This is a genomic window from Streptomyces diastaticus subsp. diastaticus (assembly GCF_011170125.1).
Lineage (GTDB): Bacteria > Actinomycetota > Actinomycetes > Streptomycetales > Streptomycetaceae > Streptomyces > Streptomyces diastaticus.
In genome coordinates this window covers 1,412,408-1,429,990 of sequence record NZ_BLLN01000005.1, presented here as the reverse complement: position 1 = coordinate 1,429,990, position 17,583 = coordinate 1,412,408, and the positions used below count along the sequence as shown (strand labels likewise).

The following is a 17,583-nucleotide window of genomic DNA, read 5'->3' as shown; positions in this document are numbered from 1 at the left end:
CGTGTTCGGACGTCGCAAGAAGACCGACTCCGCCGAGGACACGGCGGACGTGACCGGGCAGGCCGAGGAGGCCGCGGACGCCGAGGAGTCGGCGACGCGCCGGACGGCGCTGCCGCCGGCTCCGCGCCCCGACGGCCCCTGGGACGCCTCGGAGGTCCGCGAGCCCGGCGAGGGCCGCGTCGACCTCGGCGGTCTGTTCGTGCCCGGGGTGGAGGGCATGGAGCTGCGCGTGGAGGTGGCCGGGGACGCGATCGTCGCCGCCACCGTCGTCCTGCGGGACAGCGCCATCCAGCTCCAGGGCTTCGCCGCCCCCAAGAAGGAGGGCATCTGGGGCGAGGTCCGCGAGGAGATCGGTTCGGGCATCAGCCAGCAGGGCGGCATCATCGAGGAGGTCGAGGGCCCGCTCGGCTGGGAGCTGCGCGCGCAGGTCCCCGTCCAGCTCCCCGACGGCAAGAGCGGCTACCAGGTCGTCCGCTTCGTCGGCGTCGACGGCCCCCGCTGGTTCCTGCGCGGGGTCATCTCCGGCCAGGGCGCGGTCCAGCCGCAGGCGGCCGGGCTCCTGGAACAGATCTTCCAGGACACCGTCGTGGTGCGCGGCGAGGGCCCGATGGCCCCCCGCGACCCGATCGTCCTGAAGCTCCCGGACGACGCCCAGATGGTCCCCGAGGGGGTCCAGCAGGAGAACCAGCAGACCTCCCGCTTCTCCGGCGGCATGGGCCAGCTGGCGCGCGGCCCGGAGATCACCGAGATCCGCTGACCGCACCGCACCACCCAGGCAGCCGCCGCACGGGCCGCACCCTCGTCAGGGGGCGGCCCGTAGCGCTGTGCGGGGTCCGGCCTCGCGGCGGAACCGCACCACCGGCGATTTGTTCCCGATCATGGCCGACCGGGCCTGAGAGGTACGTCCCACCGGGACACGTGTCCCTTGCGGACGCCTGCGGAGTAACGTCGGAAACATGCAGGTGACGGAGACTCCGGGGGAGGACCGCAGACGGCGCAGGGCCCGGCGGACCCGGGCCGCGCTCGCCGCCGCCGCCCTCGACCTCGTCCTCGAACGCGGCCTCGGTGCCGTGACCGTCGAGGCCGTCGCCGGCCGCGCGGACGTCACGCGCCGCACCTTCAGCCGCCACTTCGGCGGCAAGGAGGACGCCGCGCTCGACTTCACCCGTGACGACGGCGCCGCCATCAACGCCGCGCTGCGCGCCCGCCCGGCCTGCGAGCCCCCGCTCGTCGCCTACCGGCGCGCCGTCCGCGACTGGCTGGCCGACGCCCATGCCCCGGGCCGGAACCAACTGCCCCGGACGCGGTCCCTGCTCGCCCTCGTCGACGACGAACCCACGCTCTTCGCCGCCTTCGAGCGCATCCGGGCCGATGCCCAGGAGGAGTCGGTCCGCATCATCGCCGAGCGGCTCGGCACCGACCCGGCCGAGGACCCCGGTCCCGGTGTCGTGGCCGGCGCCGCCGCCGGTGTCCTGACGGCCGCCCTGCGCCAGTGGTGGCGCGGCGGCCCCGACACCGCCGAGCGCCTGCCCGACCTGGTCGAGCAGAGCTTCGACGTGCTCCTCGGGGAGGTCGCCCTGGCGGCCCCCCACGCACCGTGAACAGAGGGACGGCACCAGGAGCACCGGCGCGCCCCTCCCCTCCGCCGCGCCCGTCGCACCGGACGAGTTCGCCGGCCGTACCGCCCTCGCCCCCTCGGCCGCCTCCGGCATCGGGCCGGCCACCGCCCCGCCGGGGCGGCGAGGGCGCCGTCATCGCCGACCACAACGCCGTGGGCGCCGCGGCCGCCGCCGCGCTGAAGGACGAGGGCGTCGAGGCGTCCGCCGTCACCGTCGACGTGACCGGCCCGGCCTCCGGCCGCTACGCCCGGGACAGGTACGGCGCCTCCACCTGACTGTCCAACACGCCGGGATCGGCGGCGCGTCCGCTCCCACCGGCGAGTAGGCATCGACGTCTGGAACCGCGTCGTCCCTACCGGCCCCGACGGTGTCCTCCACTCGACGCGCCACGAGGTCCCCGCCCCCCCTCGCGGCCGGCGGCGGCGCCGTCGTCAACACCGCCTCCATCCTCGGCTCGGCCGGTTTCGCCGGCTCGCCCGCCCACGTCGCCGCCGAGCACGGTGTGGCCGGCCCGACGAAGACGGCCGCCGCCGAGTACGCCGCCCAGGGCGTCCGGACCAACGCGGTGGGCCCCGGCTTCATCGACACCCCGCTGCTCCAGAGCATGGAGAAGCAGGCCTACGACGACCTCGTGCGGCTCCACCCGGCCGGCCGGCTCGGCCGCTCCGAGGAGGTCGCCGAGGTCATCGCCTTCCTCCTCTCCCGCCAAGCCTCCCTCGTGCCCGGCAGCCACCACCTGGTCGACGGCGGCTGCACCGCTCCCTGATCCGGCCCCGCCGCCCCTTGCCCGGCCGGGCGCCGCCACCGATACTGGCGCCCGGCACGGCACGACGGGGGAGTGGCACATGGCGGGACGGACAGCGGGGGGCGGCACGCTCACCGAGGGCGGGGGCGCGGCGGCGGGCACCGGGGAGGAGCCGATGGTCCGGGTCCGCGGGCTGCGGCGCTCGTACGGCACCGGGGAAGGCGCCGTGCACGCGCTGCGCGGCGTCTCCTTCGACATCCCCCGCGGCGAGCTGGTCGCCCTCAAGGGCCGCTCCGGCTCCGGCAAGACCACCCTGCTCAACCTCGTCGGCGGCCTCGACGAGCCCGACGGCGGCTCCCTGGTCGTCGACGGGCGCGAGCTGGGCGGCCTCGGCGAGAAGGAGCTGCTGGAGCTGCGCCGGGACCGGATCGGCTTCATCTTCCAGTCCTTCGGGCTGATCCCGGTGCTGAGCGCCGCCGAGAACGTCGGCGTCCCGCTGCGGCTGCGCCGCGCCGAGGCCGCCGCACGCGAGGAACGCGTCGCCCTGCTGCTCTCCCTGGTCGGCCTCGCCGACCACGCCCGCCAGCGCCCCGGCGAGCTCTCGGGCGGCCAGCAGCAGCGCGTGGCCATCGCCCGCGCCCTCGCCAACCGCCCCGCCCTGCTCATCGCCGACGAACCCACCGGTCAGCTCGACGCGGAGACCGGCCTCGCCGTCATGGAGCTGCTGCGCGCGGTGGTCCGCAGCGAGCGGGTCACCGCGCTGGTCGCCACCCACGACACCACTCTGCTCGGCCTCGCCGACCGCGTCCTGGAACTCTCCGACGGCGAGCTGACCGAGCAGTAGCGCAGCCGGCCGCCGACCGGGCAAGGCCCGGTCCCGGACGCTTCGCCGCTCGCGGACAATGGGGCCATGGGACGAGGCACACTGCGCATATACCTGGGCGCCGCACCGGGCGTCGGCAAGACGTACGCCATGCTCTCCGAGGCGCACCGGCGGGTCGGCCGGGGCACCGACTGCGTCATCGGCCTCGTCGCCCACCACGACCGGCCGCGTACCCTCGCCCTCCTCGACGGCCTGGAACTGATCGAGCCGCTGGACGGTCCCGACGGGGCTCCCGCCACACCCGAGATGGACGTCGAGGCGGTCCTCGCCCGGCGACCCGCGGTGGCCCTGGTCGACGAGCTGGCCCACACCAACGCCCCCGGGGCCCGCAACGCCAAGCGCTGGCAGGACATCGAGGAACTGCTGGCCGCCGGCATCTCGGTGATCTCCACCGTCAACATCCAGCACCTGGAGTCCCTCGGCGACGTGGTCGAGGCGATAACCGGCGTACGGCAGCAGGAGACCGTCCCCGACGAGGTGGTGCGCCGCGCCGACCAGATCGAGCTGGTCGACATGTCGCCCCAGGCGCTCCGCCGCCGCCTCGCCCACGGCAACGTCTACCAGTCCGACAAGGTCGACGCCGCCCTCTCCAACTACTTCCGCCCCGGCAACCTCACCGCCCTGCGTGAACTGGCCCTGCTGTGGACCGCCGACCGGGCCGACGAGTACCTCCAGAAGTACCGGGGCGAACACAACATCCGCTCCACCTGGCAGGCCCGCGAACGCATCGTGGTCGGCCTGACCGGCGGGCCCGAGGGCCGCACCCTGATCCGGCGCGCCGCCCGGATAGCCGCCAAGGGCTCCGGCAGCGAGATCCTCGCCGTCTACATCGCCCGCCGCGACGGCGGCCTCACCTCCGCCTCCCCGAAGGAACTCGCGGTCCAGCGGACCCTGGTCGAGGATCTCGGCGGCAGCTTCCACCACGTCATCGGCGACGACATCCCCTCCGCCCTGATGGAGTTCGCCCGCGGCGTCAACGCCACCCAGATCGTGCTCGGCTCCTCGCGCCGCAAGAGCTGGCAGTACGTCTTCGGGCCCGGCGTCGGCGCCACCGTGGCCCGCGAGTCGACCCCCGACCTCGACGTGCACATCGTCACCCACGAGGAGGTCGGGCAGGGCCGCGGCCTGCCGGTGGCCCGCGGTGCCCGGCTGGGCCGCTCCCGCATCCTGTGGGGCTGGTTCATCGCCGTCTGCGGCCCCGCCCTGCTCACCACCGTGCTCGCCACCCTGGACCACGGCCCGGGTCTCGCCAACGACGTGCTGCTCTTCCTGTCGCTGACGGTCGGCGCCGCCCTGGTCGGCGGGCTGCTCCCGGCGCTGGCCTCGGCCGCCCTCTGCTCGGCCCTGCTGAACTTCTACTTCACCCCGCCCACCCGCACCCTGACGATCTCCGACCCGGAGAACATCGTCGCCATAGTCATCTCCTTCGCGGTCGCCGTCTCCGTCGCCTCGGTGGTCGACCTCGCCGCCCGCCGCACCCACCAGGCGGCCCGGCTGCGCGCCGAGTCGGAGATCCTCTCCTTCCTCGCCGGCAGTGTGCTGCGCGGCGCCACCACGCTGGACGCGCTGCTGGGGCGGGTCCGCGAGACCTTCGCCATGGAGACGGTCGCCCTGCTGGAACGCGAGGACGACCGCGCCCCCTGGACCTGCGCGGGCAGCGTCGGCCCCCGCCCGCTGGAGCGCCCCGAGGACGCCGACGTCGACATGCCCGTCGGCGACCACATGGCGCTGGCCCTCTGCGGCCGGGTCCTGCCCGCCGAGGACCGCCGCGTGCTCGCGGCCTTCGCCGCCCAGGCCGCCGTCGTGGTGGACCGCCAGCGTCTCCAGGACGAGGCCGACCAGGCCCGCCGTCTGGCCGAGGGCAACCGCATCCGCACTGCCCTGCTCGCCGCCGTCAGCCATGACCTGCGCACCCCGCTCGCCGCGATCAAGGCCTCGGTCACCTCGCTGCGCTCCGACGACGTCGCCTGGTCCGAGCAGGACCAGGCCGAGCTGCTGGCCAGCATCGAGCACGGCGCCGACCGCCTCGACCACCTGGTCGGCAACCTCCTCGACATGTCCCGCCTCCAGACCGGCACCGTCACCCCGCTCATCCGCGAGGTCGACCTCGACGAGGTGGTGCCGATGGCGCTCGGCGGCGTCCCCGAGGGCAGCGCCCACCTGGACATCCCCGAGACGCTGCCGATGGTCGCCGTCGACCCCGGCCTGCTGGAGCGCTCCGTCGCCAACGTCGTGGAGAACGCCGTCAAGTACTCGCCCGACGGCGCGCCCGTGCTGGTAGCGGCGAGCGCGCTGGGCGACCGGGTGGAACTGCGCGTCATGGACCGCGGCCCGGGGGTCCCCGATGACGCCAAGGACCGCATCTTCGCCCCGTTCCAGCGGTACGGTGACGCTCCGCGCGGCGCCGGGGTCGGCCTCGGCCTCGCCGTCGCCCGCGGTTTCGCGGAGGCGATGGGCGGCACCCTCAACGCCGAGGACACCCCCGGCGGCGGCCTCACCATGGTCCTCACGCTGAGGGCGGTCACCGGCCCCCGCGCCGGAGCCCGTACCGTACTTCCCGCGCAGGTCACGTCATGACCCGCGACCGGACAGAAAGGCACCCCGAGATGACCCGGGTCCTCGTGGTCGACGACGAACCCCAGATCGTCCGTGCCCTGGAGCTGAACCTCCGGGCCCGCCAGTACGAGGTCGACTCCGCCGGCGACGGCACCACCGCGCTCCGGCTCGCCGCCGAGCGCCACCCCGACGTGATCGTCCTGGACCTCGGACTGCCCGACATGGACGGCGTGGACGTCCTGCGCGGGCTGCGTTCCTGGTCCCGCGTCCCGGTTCTGGTGCTCTCCGCCCGGCAGAGCTCCGACGAGAAGGTGCAGGCGCTCGACGCGGGCGCCGACGACTACGTCACCAAGCCGTTCGGCATGGACGAGCTGCTGGCCCGGCTGCGCGCCGCCGTCCGCCGTACCGAACCGGCCGCTCCCGACGAGGAGGCGGAGGTGGTGGACGCCGCCGACTTCACCGTCGACCTCGCCGCCAAGCGCGTCCATCGCCAGGGCCGCGACGTGCGGCTCACCCCCACCGAGTGGCACCTGCTGGAGGTCCTGGTCCGCAACACCGGCCGCCTGGTCAGCCAGAAGCAGCTCCTCCAGGAGGTCTGGGGCCCCTCCTACGGCACCGAGTCCAACTACCTGCGGGTCTACATGGCCCAGCTCCGCCGCAAGCTGGAGACCGACCCGGCCCACCCGCGCCACTTCATCACCGAGCCCGGAATGGGATACCGGTTCGAGCGCCGCCCGCAGGGGTGACAGCGGCGTGACCGCCGCCGGGCACCCGTGCTTGGGTAGGCTGCAACCATGAGTGCAGCCCCGCGTCCCGAGAAGCCCGCCGGCCGGTTCCGGCGCATCCTGGACCGGCTGTCGGACATCTCCGCCTCCCCCGAGCGGCTGGAGTCCGACGAGCTCCGAGAGGAGACCGCGACCAGCGGCTGCGCCCGCATCGACACCTGCGGTGACCGGGAGATGGTCACCGTTACTGGTACCTTGCGCACGGTCACCCTCCGTCCTCGGGCGGGGGTGCCCGCGCTGGAGGCCGAGCTGTTCGACGGCACCGGCTCGCTCGACGTGGTCTGGCTCGGCCGGCGCTCCATCACCGGCATCGAACCGGGCCGCCGACTGATCGCCTCGGGCCGGGTCGCCATGAGCCACGGCCGCCGCACGCTGTTCAACCCGAAGTACGAACTGAGACCGCTCGGACGGGAGTGACCGGTGACGTCCATCGACAAGCCGACCGACCACCGGAGCACGGCGTCCGACGCCGACGCCCCCCACAGCACCGCCGACCCCGCCGCCGGACGGCCGAGCGGCGACGCGGACGCCCGCGCCGTCACCGAGGCCGCCCTCTTCGAGGCGTTCGGCGGAGTGCGCGGCATGGTTGAGACGGTCCTGCCGGGCCTGCTCTTCGTGACCATCTACACGATCAACGCCGACCTGCACGTCTCCGCCATCGCGGCGCTCGCGGTCTCCCTGGTGCTGGGCGTCGCCCGCCTGGTGCGCCGGGACACCGTCAAACACGCCTTCAGCGGCGTCTTCGGCGTCGCCTTCGGCGTGGTCTTCGCGATGATGACGGGCAACGCCAAGGACTTCTACCTGCCCGGCATGCTGTACACGCTGGGCCTCTCCCTCGCGTACATCCTCACCGCCGTCGCGGGCGTCCCCCTGATCGGCCTCATCCTCGGCCCGATCTTCAAGGAGAACCTCTCCTGGCGCACCCGCAACCCCGGCCGCAAGAAGGCGTACACCCGGGCCAGCTACGCCTGGGGCCTCATCCTGCTCGCCAAGTGCGCGATCCTCTTCCCGCTCTACTGGTGGGCCGACACCACGCAGCTCGGCTGGGTCCTGGTCTCGCTGAAGATCCCGCCGTTCCTGCTGGCGGTCTGGCTGACCTGGGTCTTCCTGGCGAAGGCGCCCGCGCCGATCGACGTGTTCGCGGAGATGGAGGCGGCCGAGGAGGCGGAGAAGGCCGAGAAGGCCGCCAGGGCCGCGAAGGAGCCGGGGGAGAGCTGACGCTCCCCGCCGTACCGCGGCAACACGAAGGCCCGGAACCGTCTGGTTCCGGGCCTTCGGCTGTCGGCGGCCGCGTCCCCGCCCGTCAGGTGTTCCGGGGACCCTCCTGCCCCCCGGCGGCCGGGCGCGGGCCGGGGCCGTGACGGGCGGAGAGCAGTTCCTCCAGGCGCTCCTCCTGGGCCTGGGCCGCGACGAAGAGGAGCTCGTCGCCGGGCTCCAGAGCCTCCTGCGGGGACGGCGTCAGGACCCGGGAGCCCCGGATGATGGTGACCAGGGAGGTGTCCTCCGGCCAGCGGACGTCTCCGACGCGGATGCCGGCCAGCGTCGACTCCGGCGGCAGCGTCAGCTCGACCAGGTTGGCGTCACCCTGGCTGAACCGCAGCAGCCGGACCAGGTCGCCGACACTGACCGCCTCCTCGACCAGGGCGGACATCAGGCGGGGTGTGGAGACGGCGACGTCGACGCCCCAGGACTCGTTGAAGAGCCACTCGTTCTTCGGGTTGTTGACCCGGGAGACGACACGCGGGACCCCGTACTCCGTCTTGGCGAGCAGGGAGACCACCAGGTTGACCTTGTCGTCCCCGGTGGCCGCGATCACCACGTGGCAGCGCTGGAGCGCGGCCTCGTCCAGCGAGGTGATCTCGCAGGCGTCGGCGAGCAGCCACTCGGCGCGCGGCACCCGCTCCACCGAGATCGCGCTCGGCGTCTTGTCGATCAGCAGGATCTCGTGGCCGTTCACCAGCAGCTCACCGGCGATCGAGCGGCCCACGGCCCCGGCTCCCGCAATGGCGACCCTCATCGGTGTCCGTCCTCCTCCGGTCCCTCCGCGAATGCCGCCTCGACCTCGGCGACGTCCTCGGGACGCATCATCACGTGTACGAGGTCGCCCTCCTGGAGCACCGTCTGGGAGGTCGGCAGCATCGCCTCGCCCAGCCGGGTCAAAAAGGCCACCCGTACCCCGGTCTCCTCCTGGAGCCGGCTGATCTTGTGGCCGATCCACACCGGGGAGGCGTACACCTCGGCGAGCTGCACCCCGCCGGTCGGGTCCCGCCACAGCGGCTCCGCCCCCGAGGGCAGCAGCCGGCGCAGCATCTGGTCGGCGGTCCAGCGGACCGTGGCCACGGTGGGGATGCCGAGGCGCTGGTAGACCTCGGCGCGGCGCGGGTCGTAGATGCGGGCGGCGACGTTCTCGATGCCGAAGGTCTCGCGGGCGACCCGGGCGGCGATGATGTTGGAGTTGTCGCCGCTGCTCACCGCGGCGAACGCGCCCGCCTCCTCGATCCCGGCCTCGCGCAGCGTGTCCTGGTCGAAGCCGACCCCGGTCACCCGCCGCCCGCCGAAACCGGCCCCGAGACGCCGGAACGCCGTGGGGTCCTGGTCGACCACGGCGACCGTGTGCCCCTGCTGCTCCAGGGTCTGCGCCAGCGTGGAACCCACCCGGCCGCAGCCCATGATGACGATGTGCACCGATCCTTACCCCGCACTCCTGGTCTTCGGGCCGGTCTGCGACAACATCCTGCTCACTCTTCTCCTCGGCCGGGCCGGGCGCCCCGTACGGCCGCGCCCGGATCGGACCGCGCCGCGGCGCGGGCCCGGCACGAGCTTAAGGGGCCGGGGCCGCCCGCCGGGCCAGCGGGCCCGCGCCCCGCGAGGCCCCGGCGCGCCCCGCGTCAAGGGGCCGTCAGGGTCTCCGTCAAGAAGGTGTGAGCGGCTCGTCAAGAAGCCGTCAAGGAGCGGCGTGGCACTCTCCGGACCACCGTGTCGCGCCTCACGGCCGCCGCACCTCGCTTTCAGGGCATAGTGCCCGAAGCGTCACAGGGCGGGCGGGAGGGAATGGGGCGTAACGGGGCCTTTCCGTCGGTCACCGCGTGGCCGGTCCGACCCGCCGGGCGAGGCGCCGGCTGCGCGGCGGCGCCGTCGGACAACGCTTACGATCCCCACCGTGTCCAAACTGACCGACGTGCCCAAACGGCTCCTCATCGGGCGCGCACTGCCGAGCGACAAGCTGGGGGAGACCCTCCTCCCCAAGCGGATCGCCCTCCCCGTCTTCGCCTCCGACCCGCTCTCCTCGGTCGCCTACGCGCCCGGCGAGGTGCTGCTGATCCTCTCGCTGGCGGGCGCGTCCGCGTACCACTTCAGCCCCTGGATCGCGCTGGCGGTGGTGGTCCTGATGGCCACCGTGGTCACCTCCTACCGGCAGACGGTGCACGCCTACCCCAACGGCGGCGGCACCTACGAGGTCGCCAAGGCCAACCTGGGCCCGCGCGCGGGGCGCACCGTCGCCAGCGCGCTCCTCGTCGACTACGTGCTGACCGTGGCCGTGTCGGTCTCCGCCGGGATCGAGAACCTCGGCTCGGCCGTCCCCTTCGTCGTCGAGAACAAGACGCTGTGCGCCCTCATCGCCATCGCCCTGCTCTCGGTGATGAACCTGCGCGGCGTACGGGAGTCGGGCACCCTCTTCGCCGTCCCCACCTACGTCTTCGTCGCCGGCGTCTTCCTCATGCTGATCTGGGGCGGGGTCCGTGGCCTCGTGCTCGGCGAGTCGATGTCCGCGCCCACCGCGGCGTTCGAGATCAGGCCGGAGCACCCCGGCCTCGCCGGCTTCGCCCTGGTCTTCCTGCTGCTGCGCGCCTTCTCCTCCGGCTGCGCCGCGCTCACCGGCGTCGAGGCGATCAGCAACGGCGTCCCCGGCTTCCGCCGCCCCAAGAGCCGCAACGCCGCCACCACGCTGGCGATGATGGGGCTCCTCGCCGCCACCATGTTCTGCGGCATCATCGCCCTCGCCCGCGAGACCGGCGTACGCATGGCCGAGTACCCGGCCAGGGACCTCTACGACAACGGCGTCCCCGTCGGCCCCGACTACGTCCAGCAGCCGGTGATCAGCCAGGTCGCCGCCGCGGTCTTCGGCGACGGGACCTTCCTCTTCGTCCTGCTCGCCGTCGCCACCGCCCTCGTCCTCTTCCTGGCGGCCAACACGGCGTTCAACGGCTTCCCCCTGCTGGGATCGATCCTGGCCCGGGACGCGTACCTGCCGCGCCAGCTCCACACCCGCGGCGACCGGCTCGCCTTCTCCAACGGCATCATCCTGCTGGCCGGCGCCGCCGCCCTGCTGGTCGTCGTCTACGGCGCCGACTCGACCCGGCTCATCCAGCTCTACATCGTCGGCGTCTTCGTCTCCTTCACCCTCAGCCAGATCGGCATGGTCCGGCACTGGAACAAGGAACTCCCCACCGAGGAGGACCCGCGCCGGCGCCTCCACATCCACCGCGTCCGCGCGATCAACGCCTTCGGCGCCGTCCTCACCTGCGTCGTCCTGATCGTCGTCCTGGTGACGAAGTTCAGCCACGGCGCCTGGGTCGCCGTCCTCGGCATGGTCCTCTTCTACGCCGTCATGACCTCCATCCGCGCGCACTACGACAACGTCGCCGAGGAGATCGCCGCCCCCGCCGACGACCGTGGGGACGAGACCCTGCGCCCCTCGCGCATGCACTCGATCGTCCTCGTCTCCAAGCTGCACCGCCCCACGCTGCGGGCGCTCGCCTACGCCAAGCTGATGCGCGCCGACAGCCTGGAGGCGCTCACCATCAACGTCGACGCCGAGGACACCCGCGCCCTGCGCGAGGAGTGGGAACGCCGGGGCATCGAGGTACCGCTCAAGATCATCGACTCCCCGTACCGCGAGATCACCCGCCCGGTCATCGAGTACGTCAAGCGGCTGCGCAAGGAGCACCCGCGCGACGTGGTGAGCGTCATCATCCCCGAGTACGTGGTCGGCCACTGGTTCGAGCACCTGCTGCACAACCAGTCCGCGCTGCGGCTCAAGGGACGCCTCCACTTCACCCCCGGCGTGATGGTCACCTCCGTCCCCTACCAGCTCGAATCCTCCGAAGCCGCCAGGCACCGGGCCCGCCGCCGCGCCAACTGGTCCGCGCCCGGCGACGTCCGCCGCGGCCCCGTGGAGAAGAAGGGCCTGGCCGCCGGCCGCCGGGAGGGCGACCGCCGCCCGTGACGGCGGGCCGCCCGGCGCCCGTACACTGGGAGGTTGCGGCTGCGGCCCGCCGCCGCAACCTCGTACACCCCGCTCTCCCCTTCCTTTGGAGTCACCCCCTCATGCCGCAAGAACCACAGACGTCACCGGGGTCGCTGGTAGGGGAGGAGTACGAGGTCGAGGTCGGCCCGGTCGCCCACGGCGGCCACTGCGTCGCCCGCACCGAGGCCGGGCGCGTCCTCTTCGTGCGCCACACCCTGCCCGGCGAGCGGGTCGTCGCCCGGGTCACCCACGGCGACGAGACCTCCCGCTTCCTGCGCGCCGACGCCGTCGAGATCCTCGACGCCGCCAAGGACCGCGTCCCGGCCCCCTGCCCGTACGCCGGCCCCGGCCGCTGCGGCGGCTGCGACTGGCAGCACGCCAAGCCCGGCGCCCAGCGCCGCCTCAAGGGCGAGGTCATCGCCGAGCAGCTCCAGCACCTGGCCGGCCTCACCCCCGAACAGGCCGGCTGGGACGGCACCGTCGCCCCCGCCCCCGGCGACAAGCTCCCCGCCGGCGAGGTCCCGGCCTGGCGCACCCGCGTCCAGTACGCGGTCGACGCCGACGGCCACGCCGGACTGCGTCGCCACCGCTCGCACGAGGTCGAGCCCGTCGAGCACTGCATGATCGCCGCCGAGGGCGTCAGCGAACTCGGCATCGAGCGGCGCGACTGGAGCGGCATGGAGTCCGTCGAGGCCATCGCCGCCTCCGGCTCCGGCGACCGCCAGGTCGTCCTCACCCCCCGCCCCGGCGCCCGCCTCCCCCTGGTCGAGCTGGACCGCCCGGTCTCGGTCCTGCGCGTCGACGAGCGCGACGGCGGCGTCCACCGCGTCCACGGCCGCGCCTTCGTCCGCGAACGCGCCGACGACCACACCTGGCGCGTCGGCAACGGCGGCTTCTGGCAGGTCCACCCCAAGGCCGCCGACACCCTCGTCGAGGCCGTCATGCAGGGCCTCCTCCCGCGCAAGGGCGACACCGCCCTCGACCTCTACTGCGGCGTCGGCCTCTTCGCCGGCGCCCTCGCCGACCGCGTCGGCGACAAGGGCGCCGTCCTCGGCATCGAGGTCACCAAACGCGCCGTCGAGGACGCCCGCCACAACCTCAAGGACTTCGACCGCGTCCGCATCGAACAGGGCAAGGTCGAACAGGTCCTCCCCCGCACCGGCATCACCGAGACCGACCTCATCGTCCTCGACCCCCCGAGGGCGGGCGCCGGCAAGCAGACGGTGGCCCGGCTGTGCACGCTGGGCGCGAGGCGTATCGCGTACGTGGCCTGCGATCCGGCGGCGCTGGCGCGGGACCTGGGGTACTTCCGGGAGGGCGGGTACCGGGTGCGGGTGATGCGGGCGTTCGATCTGTTTCCGATGACGCATCATGTGGAGTGCGTGGCGATCCTTGAGCCGGTCGCAAAGGGTGCCTGACCTGCGGTTTTGTGCGTGCCATTATGTGCGGTGTGGGCGTTACGGGCGATATCTTGACGCTGAAATGACGCTCGTGACGCTCATTTGACGCTCGTTCTGATGGGGCGTCAGGCGCACGTTGGGCAGGTCAGGGGGCGTCAAGGCTGCGGGTGACGAGGCAACGCCGAGGGCTGATGACGCTCAAAGCGGAGTCGCCGGGTCCTGCAGATCGGATGTCCCGGAAGAGACCAGCCGGCGCGGTGACCTGCGACGATGTGAGGGATTCAGTCGCTGACCTGGGAGAATGGTCTTTCAGCTGTTTCACGCTCGTGCCGGTTGATGAAGCCGAAAGTCCCAGAAAAGTCCCAGAGCGCTCCCACGGCTGACGGAGACTCTTTCGGTTTTACTCGACGTAGGGCAGCGCGGCGGGCCGGGGGCTGTGCGCTGGAGGCTGGCCTTGTTCCTCCGCGGCAATGGGCGGCTCACCTCCGCTCGCGCGGAGAGCACGTCTGCTGGCCTACCTGGGCGTGTCGGTTCAGCTTCACCGTTCCACATCCGCTTTCCGCACAGTCTTCGCTGCGTGGTGGCTGAGTCGGACAGGATCGCGAGTGCGTGGGAGACCCGATTGGCCCGTACGTAAGGTCTCACGCTACTTTCACGCTTCCGAACCTGCGTGCCGGTAATTCAGCGGGCTAGAGTCCCGAACCTGGGGATTGACCTGCGTGGACATGGGTGAGGGCGCCTGAGAGGCGTTTCTCTAGGCGCTGGTGTTTGTGCTGGTCAGCGGGGTTTCGGGTTCGAGCGTGATGATCTGCTTCGGGGTCGGGACGGAGAGCTTGGCCAGGAGGTCGGTCTGGGGCTTGGTGAGGGCGGTGACCTGCCGGAACAGGCCGGCGGGGCCGGTGAAGGTGCCGAGGTGGATGCGGTCGAGTTCTCGGCGGACGGTGGGCCAGGTCTGACCGGTGGTGGTCTCGACGATGCGGATCAGCAGCAGGGCGAGCCAGCAGAGGACGACGTGGGCCCTTATGCGTTCCTCGAGTCGGTGGTAGACGGGCCGCAGGTCGACGAGGGCTTGAGACCGTGGCCTCCGTGAGCGGCGGCATGCCGGTGGCCCGCCGGGCACGGCGCCAGTCTGTTGCCCCGGCAGCGGCGGCCGACGTCCGGGGCGCGGCGATGCGCGAGTTGGCGGGTGGGGTCGACGAGGTCCTGCTCGGGCTCGGGGGAAGCGTGAACCGGGTGGAGCGCAAGACCTACCGGGCGTATCAGCGGCTGCGGAACTTCGCCTGTTTGTGCCCGCCACAGCGCAGCAAGCTGCTGGTCTACCTGAAGGTCGACCCGAAGGACGTCGACCTCCTTCCGGGCTTCACCCGGGACGTGTCCGGTCTCGGTCACCACGGGACGGGCGATCTGGAGGTGCAGCTCCGTACGCCGAGGGACGTCGAGCGGGCGCAGGAGTTGTTTCGGGCAAGCTACGCGGCGCGTGATCGCCTGCCGCTGCCGGCTTCGCGGCGGGCTGCGCTACGTGTCGTGTCTGCGGTCGTGGGAGGAGCCTCTCGACGTGCGGGCAGGGCGTGGCGGTGGTGCATCTATGGTGCGCGGGATGGCCGGTTTGGCCAACCGGCGATCCCGCGCTATGTTGCCCCGCTCGTGCGGGTCGATGATCAGCGTGAACGGCTAGCGGGTCGGCCGGCCGTGACCGCGGGAGCCATCACTTTCAGGGTGACAACAAGGCGCGTGGTGATTGGTTACCCAGCAACTTCGATTGGCGCCAGAGGTGCAGGTTTTTCATGCACGGAGGCGATGGGGCTACTTGCCCCACCGACCTCAAAGCACACCGCACCCATGGTTCGAAGGGTGATGGCTTCTACCTGTTCCCGGTCGAGTGTCCCGTATGGTTCGGTGCTGTCGCATGTTGGCCTGTCCGTCTAATCAGGGGACGCCGATGACACAGCAGCTGTGGAGCAGCCAGAGGCATCAGACCGCAATCGGCCGAGTCGGTCTCTCGCTGCCGGCCCGCCGCGCGGTCGGTGACCTCCAGCTGGAACCCGAAACGGGAGTGCTGGATTACGGCTGTGGGCGTGGCGGCGATGTACGGGCGCTGCAGGACCTCGGTCTCGATGCCGCGGGGTGGGACCCGGTGCACTTTCCGGACGGGCGGCGCGAGCCGGCCGACGTGGTCCTTCTCACCTATGTTCTGAACGTCATTGAGAATCCCGCCGAACGACGGGAGACGCTCCTACGGGCATGGGACCTCGCCAAGTCGGCGCTCGTGGTGTCCGCGCGATTGAGGTGGGAGCGCAACCAGATCAAAGGTATGGAGTACGGCGACGGCATCCTCACGCGCCGCCGCACGTTCCAGCACCTATACGCCGCCGGCGAGCTGCGCGACTACGTTGAGGAAGCCACTGGCGTCCGCTGCGTGTCGGCGGCGCCAGGAATTGTTTATGCCTTCAAAGATGATGCGGCCCGCCTGAGCTACCTGGCCCGCCAGGTCACCCCCGACGGGGGGTGGCTGGCGTCCGAAGACACCGCCTCGGCGATCACCTCGGTCGTCGCTCATCTCGAAGAGCGCGGCAGGATGCCCCAGCTGGAGGAAATGCCGCAGCCCATCATCAGCCTCCTCGGCCACGTGCGCCCCGCTGAACTCAAGCGCCTTGCCGAGCAGGAAGCAGACCCTGTGAAGGTCGAACGAAGTGCCGAGCGTGGAGCCCTCGACACGCTGTTGTTCCTCGCGCTGGAGCTGTTTCACGGCCGAGGCCCGGTCAGCAGTCTGCCCCTGCCGGTGCAACTGGACATCCGTGCCTTCTTCCCTTCATACGCCGAGGCGTGCCAGCGAGCGGATCGGCTGCTGTTCAAGCTGCGCGACGACGCCTACGTCCGTCGCGCGATGAACGGATCAATTGCCGGCAAATTCACCGCGACCGCCCTGTACGTGCACCGCCGGGCACTCCACCGGATCCCAGCCGTGCTGCGCCTGTACGAGCAGTGCGCGAGCATCGCTGCCGGCCGCCCTGGCGAATGGTCCGTGGTCAAGCTCCGCCACCAGGGCCGCGGTGTCAGCTGGCTGGACTACCCCGAGTTCGACATGGACCCTCACCCGCGCATCGCAGCGTCATACGCCGTCGACCTGAAGACCCTCAAGTCCTCCTTCACCTCCTACGCGGACTCCACCAACCGTCCTCTGCTTCACCGGAAACACGAGTTCCTCGCCGAGGATGATCCCGACGCACCCAAATACCGGCGGCTCACGGACGCCGAGGTACGCGCCGGCCTCTACGAGAGCCCGCACCTGATCGGCACGGAAGAGGGCTGGGAACGCGAACTCGTACGTTGCGGTCGGGCGTTGCGAGGTCACCGGCTTGTACGGCGCACCACAAGCACCTGAGGGTCGCGCCGACGATCGGCACCGGAGCGATTGTCAGTGCCGTGTGTCACGCTCCACCCATGACCACTACCCGGATGGAGGGCCCCTGCCTGCCCTCGTACCGCACGCTGTCAACCCTTGCGCTGTCCGAGCCCGAGGAGCACGTCCGCGAACTCACCGACTGGGTGGAGCATGCCTCCGCCGTCTCCAGTGTTCCCGGGGCGCAGAACAGCTGGGACACGGCCTACAAGTGGCTGCGCCTCGCGCAGGGCCTGCGCACGGTGACGTTCGACATGTCGTACGACGACGGCGGCATGTGCTCGGCCGGCCTCGACTTCGACGCCGTCTGGACCGAGATGATGGAGGAGTGGCAGCAGCACCAAGTCCGTCTTGGCTACCTGCGCGCAGCACTTGAAGGATTCGTCCGGCTGCTGCACCCGGGCACCACGGAGTCTGGACTGGCCGTCGAGGCAGCAGAACAGCGCCTGCACCACCATGGCGACGCATGGCTGGTGCACGCACGCGCGGTCGCCGACCATCTGCGGGCGCATGCCCCGGACGGAGTGCCGGGTGCCGGCACGCCGGTGGCGGCAGCGGTGACCCAGGCGATTGCCCTGCACGAGATGGCCGTCCGGGGCCGTGCCGCCATCCCCGAGCCGGAAAGCGACGCGGACGGGAAGGTCTTTCCCACCGGGCACGGCGAGGTCTGCGCGGTCAAGGAAGCCTCCACGGTGCTGCTGCTGGGAATCCAGCTGCTTATGGCGGCGGCGGTACAGGAGGACCGCGTCGCCGTCTTCGACGACAAGTACCTTCTCGACGGCATGTGGATTCCCGGCGCCTCTGGCGGCAGCCGGTGGGTGGATGAAGAGATGCCCTACGGCGAGTACCTCGCCGTTCTCCACCTTCAGCCCGGCGAGCCGCCCGAGCTCTGATTCCGCCATATGCAGTGCCCCGCGCCGATCACGTCGGCAGCCCAGGGGTAAACG

Annotated in this window: 15 protein-coding genes and 2 pseudogenes; 14 read left to right on the top strand and 3 right to left on the bottom strand. The window is 71.9% G+C overall.

Annotation, left to right across the window (positions count from 1 at the left end; translation table 11 throughout):
- The first annotated feature begins 1 nt into the window (after position 1).
- From Sdia_RS23645 to Sdia_RS23610, 9 genes are all read left to right on the top strand, one after another.
- The gene (locus Sdia_RS23645; RefSeq protein ID WP_100457839.1) at positions 2 to 757 is read left to right on the top strand and encodes a DUF3710 domain-containing protein; all 756 of its coding nucleotides are present in this window, start codon (positions 2 to 4) and stop codon (positions 755 to 757) included.
- A 199-nt stretch (positions 758 to 956) separates the two neighbouring features.
- A complete protein-coding gene (locus Sdia_RS23640) occupies positions 957 to 1,601 on the top strand; it encodes a TetR/AcrR family transcriptional regulator (RefSeq protein WP_100457838.1) in 645 nt (214 codons plus the stop codon).
- 170 nt (positions 1,602 to 1,771) lie between these two features.
- A complete protein-coding gene (locus Sdia_RS30385; RefSeq protein ID WP_262417747.1) occupies positions 1,772 to 1,894 on the top strand; it encodes a hypothetical protein in 123 nt (40 codons plus the stop codon).
- 92 nt (positions 1,895 to 1,986) lie between these two features.
- Positions 1,987 to 2,385 (top strand): SDR family NAD(P)-dependent oxidoreductase, encoded by a 399-nt coding sequence (locus Sdia_RS30380; protein WP_262417746.1) that lies wholly within the window; start codon positions 1,987 to 1,989, stop codon positions 2,383 to 2,385.
- A gap of 79 nt (positions 2,386 to 2,464) precedes the next feature.
- Positions 2,465 to 3,208 carry an ABC transporter ATP-binding protein gene (locus tag Sdia_RS23630; protein ID WP_100457837.1) on the top strand — a complete coding sequence of 248 codons (744 nt, stop codon included), beginning with the start codon at positions 2,465 to 2,467 and terminating at the stop codon, positions 3,206 to 3,208.
- A 66-nt stretch (positions 3,209 to 3,274) separates the two neighbouring features.
- The gene (locus tag Sdia_RS23625; RefSeq protein WP_100457836.1) at positions 3,275 to 5,824 is read left to right on the top strand and encodes a DUF4118 domain-containing protein; all 2,550 of its coding nucleotides are present in this window, start codon (positions 3,275 to 3,277) and stop codon (positions 5,822 to 5,824) included.
- Between the two features lie 29 nt (positions 5,825 to 5,853).
- Entirely contained in the window at positions 5,854 to 6,549 is a 696-nt protein-coding gene (locus tag Sdia_RS23620) for a response regulator (RefSeq protein WP_003951347.1), read from the top strand.
- Between the two features lie 48 nt (positions 6,550 to 6,597).
- Positions 6,598 to 7,005 (top strand): OB-fold nucleic acid binding domain-containing protein, encoded by a 408-nt coding sequence (locus tag Sdia_RS23615; protein ID WP_115069039.1) that lies wholly within the window; start codon positions 6,598 to 6,600, stop codon positions 7,003 to 7,005.
- Between the two features lie 3 nt (positions 7,006 to 7,008).
- The gene (locus tag Sdia_RS23610) at positions 7,009 to 7,806 is read left to right on the top strand and encodes a DUF3159 domain-containing protein (protein ID WP_100457834.1); all 798 of its coding nucleotides are present in this window, start codon (positions 7,009 to 7,011) and stop codon (positions 7,804 to 7,806) included.
- 85 nt (positions 7,807 to 7,891) lie between these two features.
- On the opposite strand, the gene Sdia_RS23605 is transcribed toward Sdia_RS23610, so the two are convergent.
- Positions 7,892 to 8,605, bottom strand: a complete 714-nt coding sequence (locus tag Sdia_RS23605) for a potassium channel family protein (protein WP_100457833.1) — start codon at positions 8,603 to 8,605, stop codon at positions 7,892 to 7,894.
- A complete protein-coding gene (locus Sdia_RS23600) occupies positions 8,602 to 9,273 on the bottom strand; it encodes a potassium channel family protein (RefSeq protein WP_100457832.1) in 672 nt (223 codons plus the stop codon). Before Sdia_RS23600 ends, Sdia_RS23605 begins: the two co-directional genes overlap by 4 nt.
- Positions 9,274 to 9,748: 475 nt before the next feature.
- Here Sdia_RS23600 and Sdia_RS23595 point away from each other — a divergent pair, with 475 nt between their 5' ends.
- Positions 9,749 to 11,815 carry an APC family permease gene (locus tag Sdia_RS23595; RefSeq protein WP_115069040.1) on the top strand — a complete coding sequence of 689 codons (2,067 nt, stop codon included), beginning with the start codon at positions 9,749 to 9,751 and terminating at the stop codon, positions 11,813 to 11,815.
- Between the two features lie 101 nt (positions 11,816 to 11,916).
- Positions 11,917 to 13,254: a class I SAM-dependent RNA methyltransferase gene (locus tag Sdia_RS23590; RefSeq protein ID WP_189500652.1), complete on the top strand. Its 1,338-nt coding sequence runs from the start codon at positions 11,917 to 11,919 to the stop codon at positions 13,252 to 13,254.
- A 736-nt stretch (positions 13,255 to 13,990) separates the two neighbouring features.
- Here Sdia_RS23590 and Sdia_RS23585 read toward each other — a convergent pair.
- A pseudogene (locus Sdia_RS23585) lies at positions 13,991 to 14,302 on the bottom strand (IS1634 family transposase); the annotation flags it as partial.
- Between Sdia_RS23585 and Sdia_RS29805 the strand changes: the two are divergent.
- The 3 genes and pseudogenes from Sdia_RS29805 to Sdia_RS23575 form a co-directional block, all read left to right on the top strand.
- A pseudogene (locus tag Sdia_RS29805) lies at positions 14,302 to 14,712 on the top strand (DUF5655 domain-containing protein); the annotation flags it as partial. The pseudogenes Sdia_RS23585 and Sdia_RS29805 overlap by 1 nt on opposite strands.
- Before the next feature lie 463 nt (positions 14,713 to 15,175).
- Positions 15,176 to 16,618: a DNA phosphorothioation-associated putative methyltransferase gene (locus Sdia_RS23580; RefSeq protein WP_189500653.1), complete on the top strand. Its 1,443-nt coding sequence runs from the start codon at positions 15,176 to 15,178 to the stop codon at positions 16,616 to 16,618.
- A gap of 59 nt (positions 16,619 to 16,677) precedes the next feature.
- The gene (locus tag Sdia_RS23575; protein ID WP_189500654.1) at positions 16,678 to 17,529 is read left to right on the top strand and encodes a hypothetical protein; all 852 of its coding nucleotides are present in this window, start codon (positions 16,678 to 16,680) and stop codon (positions 17,527 to 17,529) included.
- Positions 17,530 to 17,583: the final 54 nt, after the last annotated feature.

Bases quoted from the DNA above. Each gene is read 5' to 3' on its own strand.
- Sdia_RS23640 (WP_100457838.1), top strand. From the start codon at position 957: ATGCAGGTGACGGAGACTCCGGGGGAGGACCGCAGACGGCGCAGGGCC.
- Sdia_RS23620 (WP_003951347.1), top strand. From the start codon at position 5,854: ATGACCCGGGTCCTCGTGGTCGACGACGAACCCCAGATCGTCCGTGCC.
- Sdia_RS23615 (WP_115069039.1), top strand. From the start codon at position 6,598: ATGAGTGCAGCCCCGCGTCCCGAGAAGCCCGCCGGCCGGTTCCGGCGC.
- Sdia_RS23590 (WP_189500652.1), top strand. From the start codon at position 11,917: ATGCCGCAAGAACCACAGACGTCACCGGGGTCGCTGGTAGGGGAGGAG.
- Sdia_RS23575 (WP_189500654.1), top strand. From the start codon at position 16,678: ATGACCACTACCCGGATGGAGGGCCCCTGCCTGCCCTCGTACCGCACG.
- Sdia_RS23625 (WP_100457836.1), top strand. From the start codon at position 3,275: ATGGGACGAGGCACACTGCGCATATACCTGGGCGCCGCACCGGGCGTC.
- Sdia_RS23630 (WP_100457837.1), top strand. From the start codon at position 2,465: ATGGCGGGACGGACAGCGGGGGGCGGCACGCTCACCGAGGGCGGGGGC.
- Sdia_RS23580 (WP_189500653.1), top strand. From the start codon at position 15,176: ATGACACAGCAGCTGTGGAGCAGCCAGAGGCATCAGACCGCAATCGGC.
- Sdia_RS23605 (WP_100457833.1), bottom strand. From the start codon at position 8,605: ATGAGGGTCGCCATTGCGGGAGCCGGGGCCGTGGGCCGCTCGATCGCC.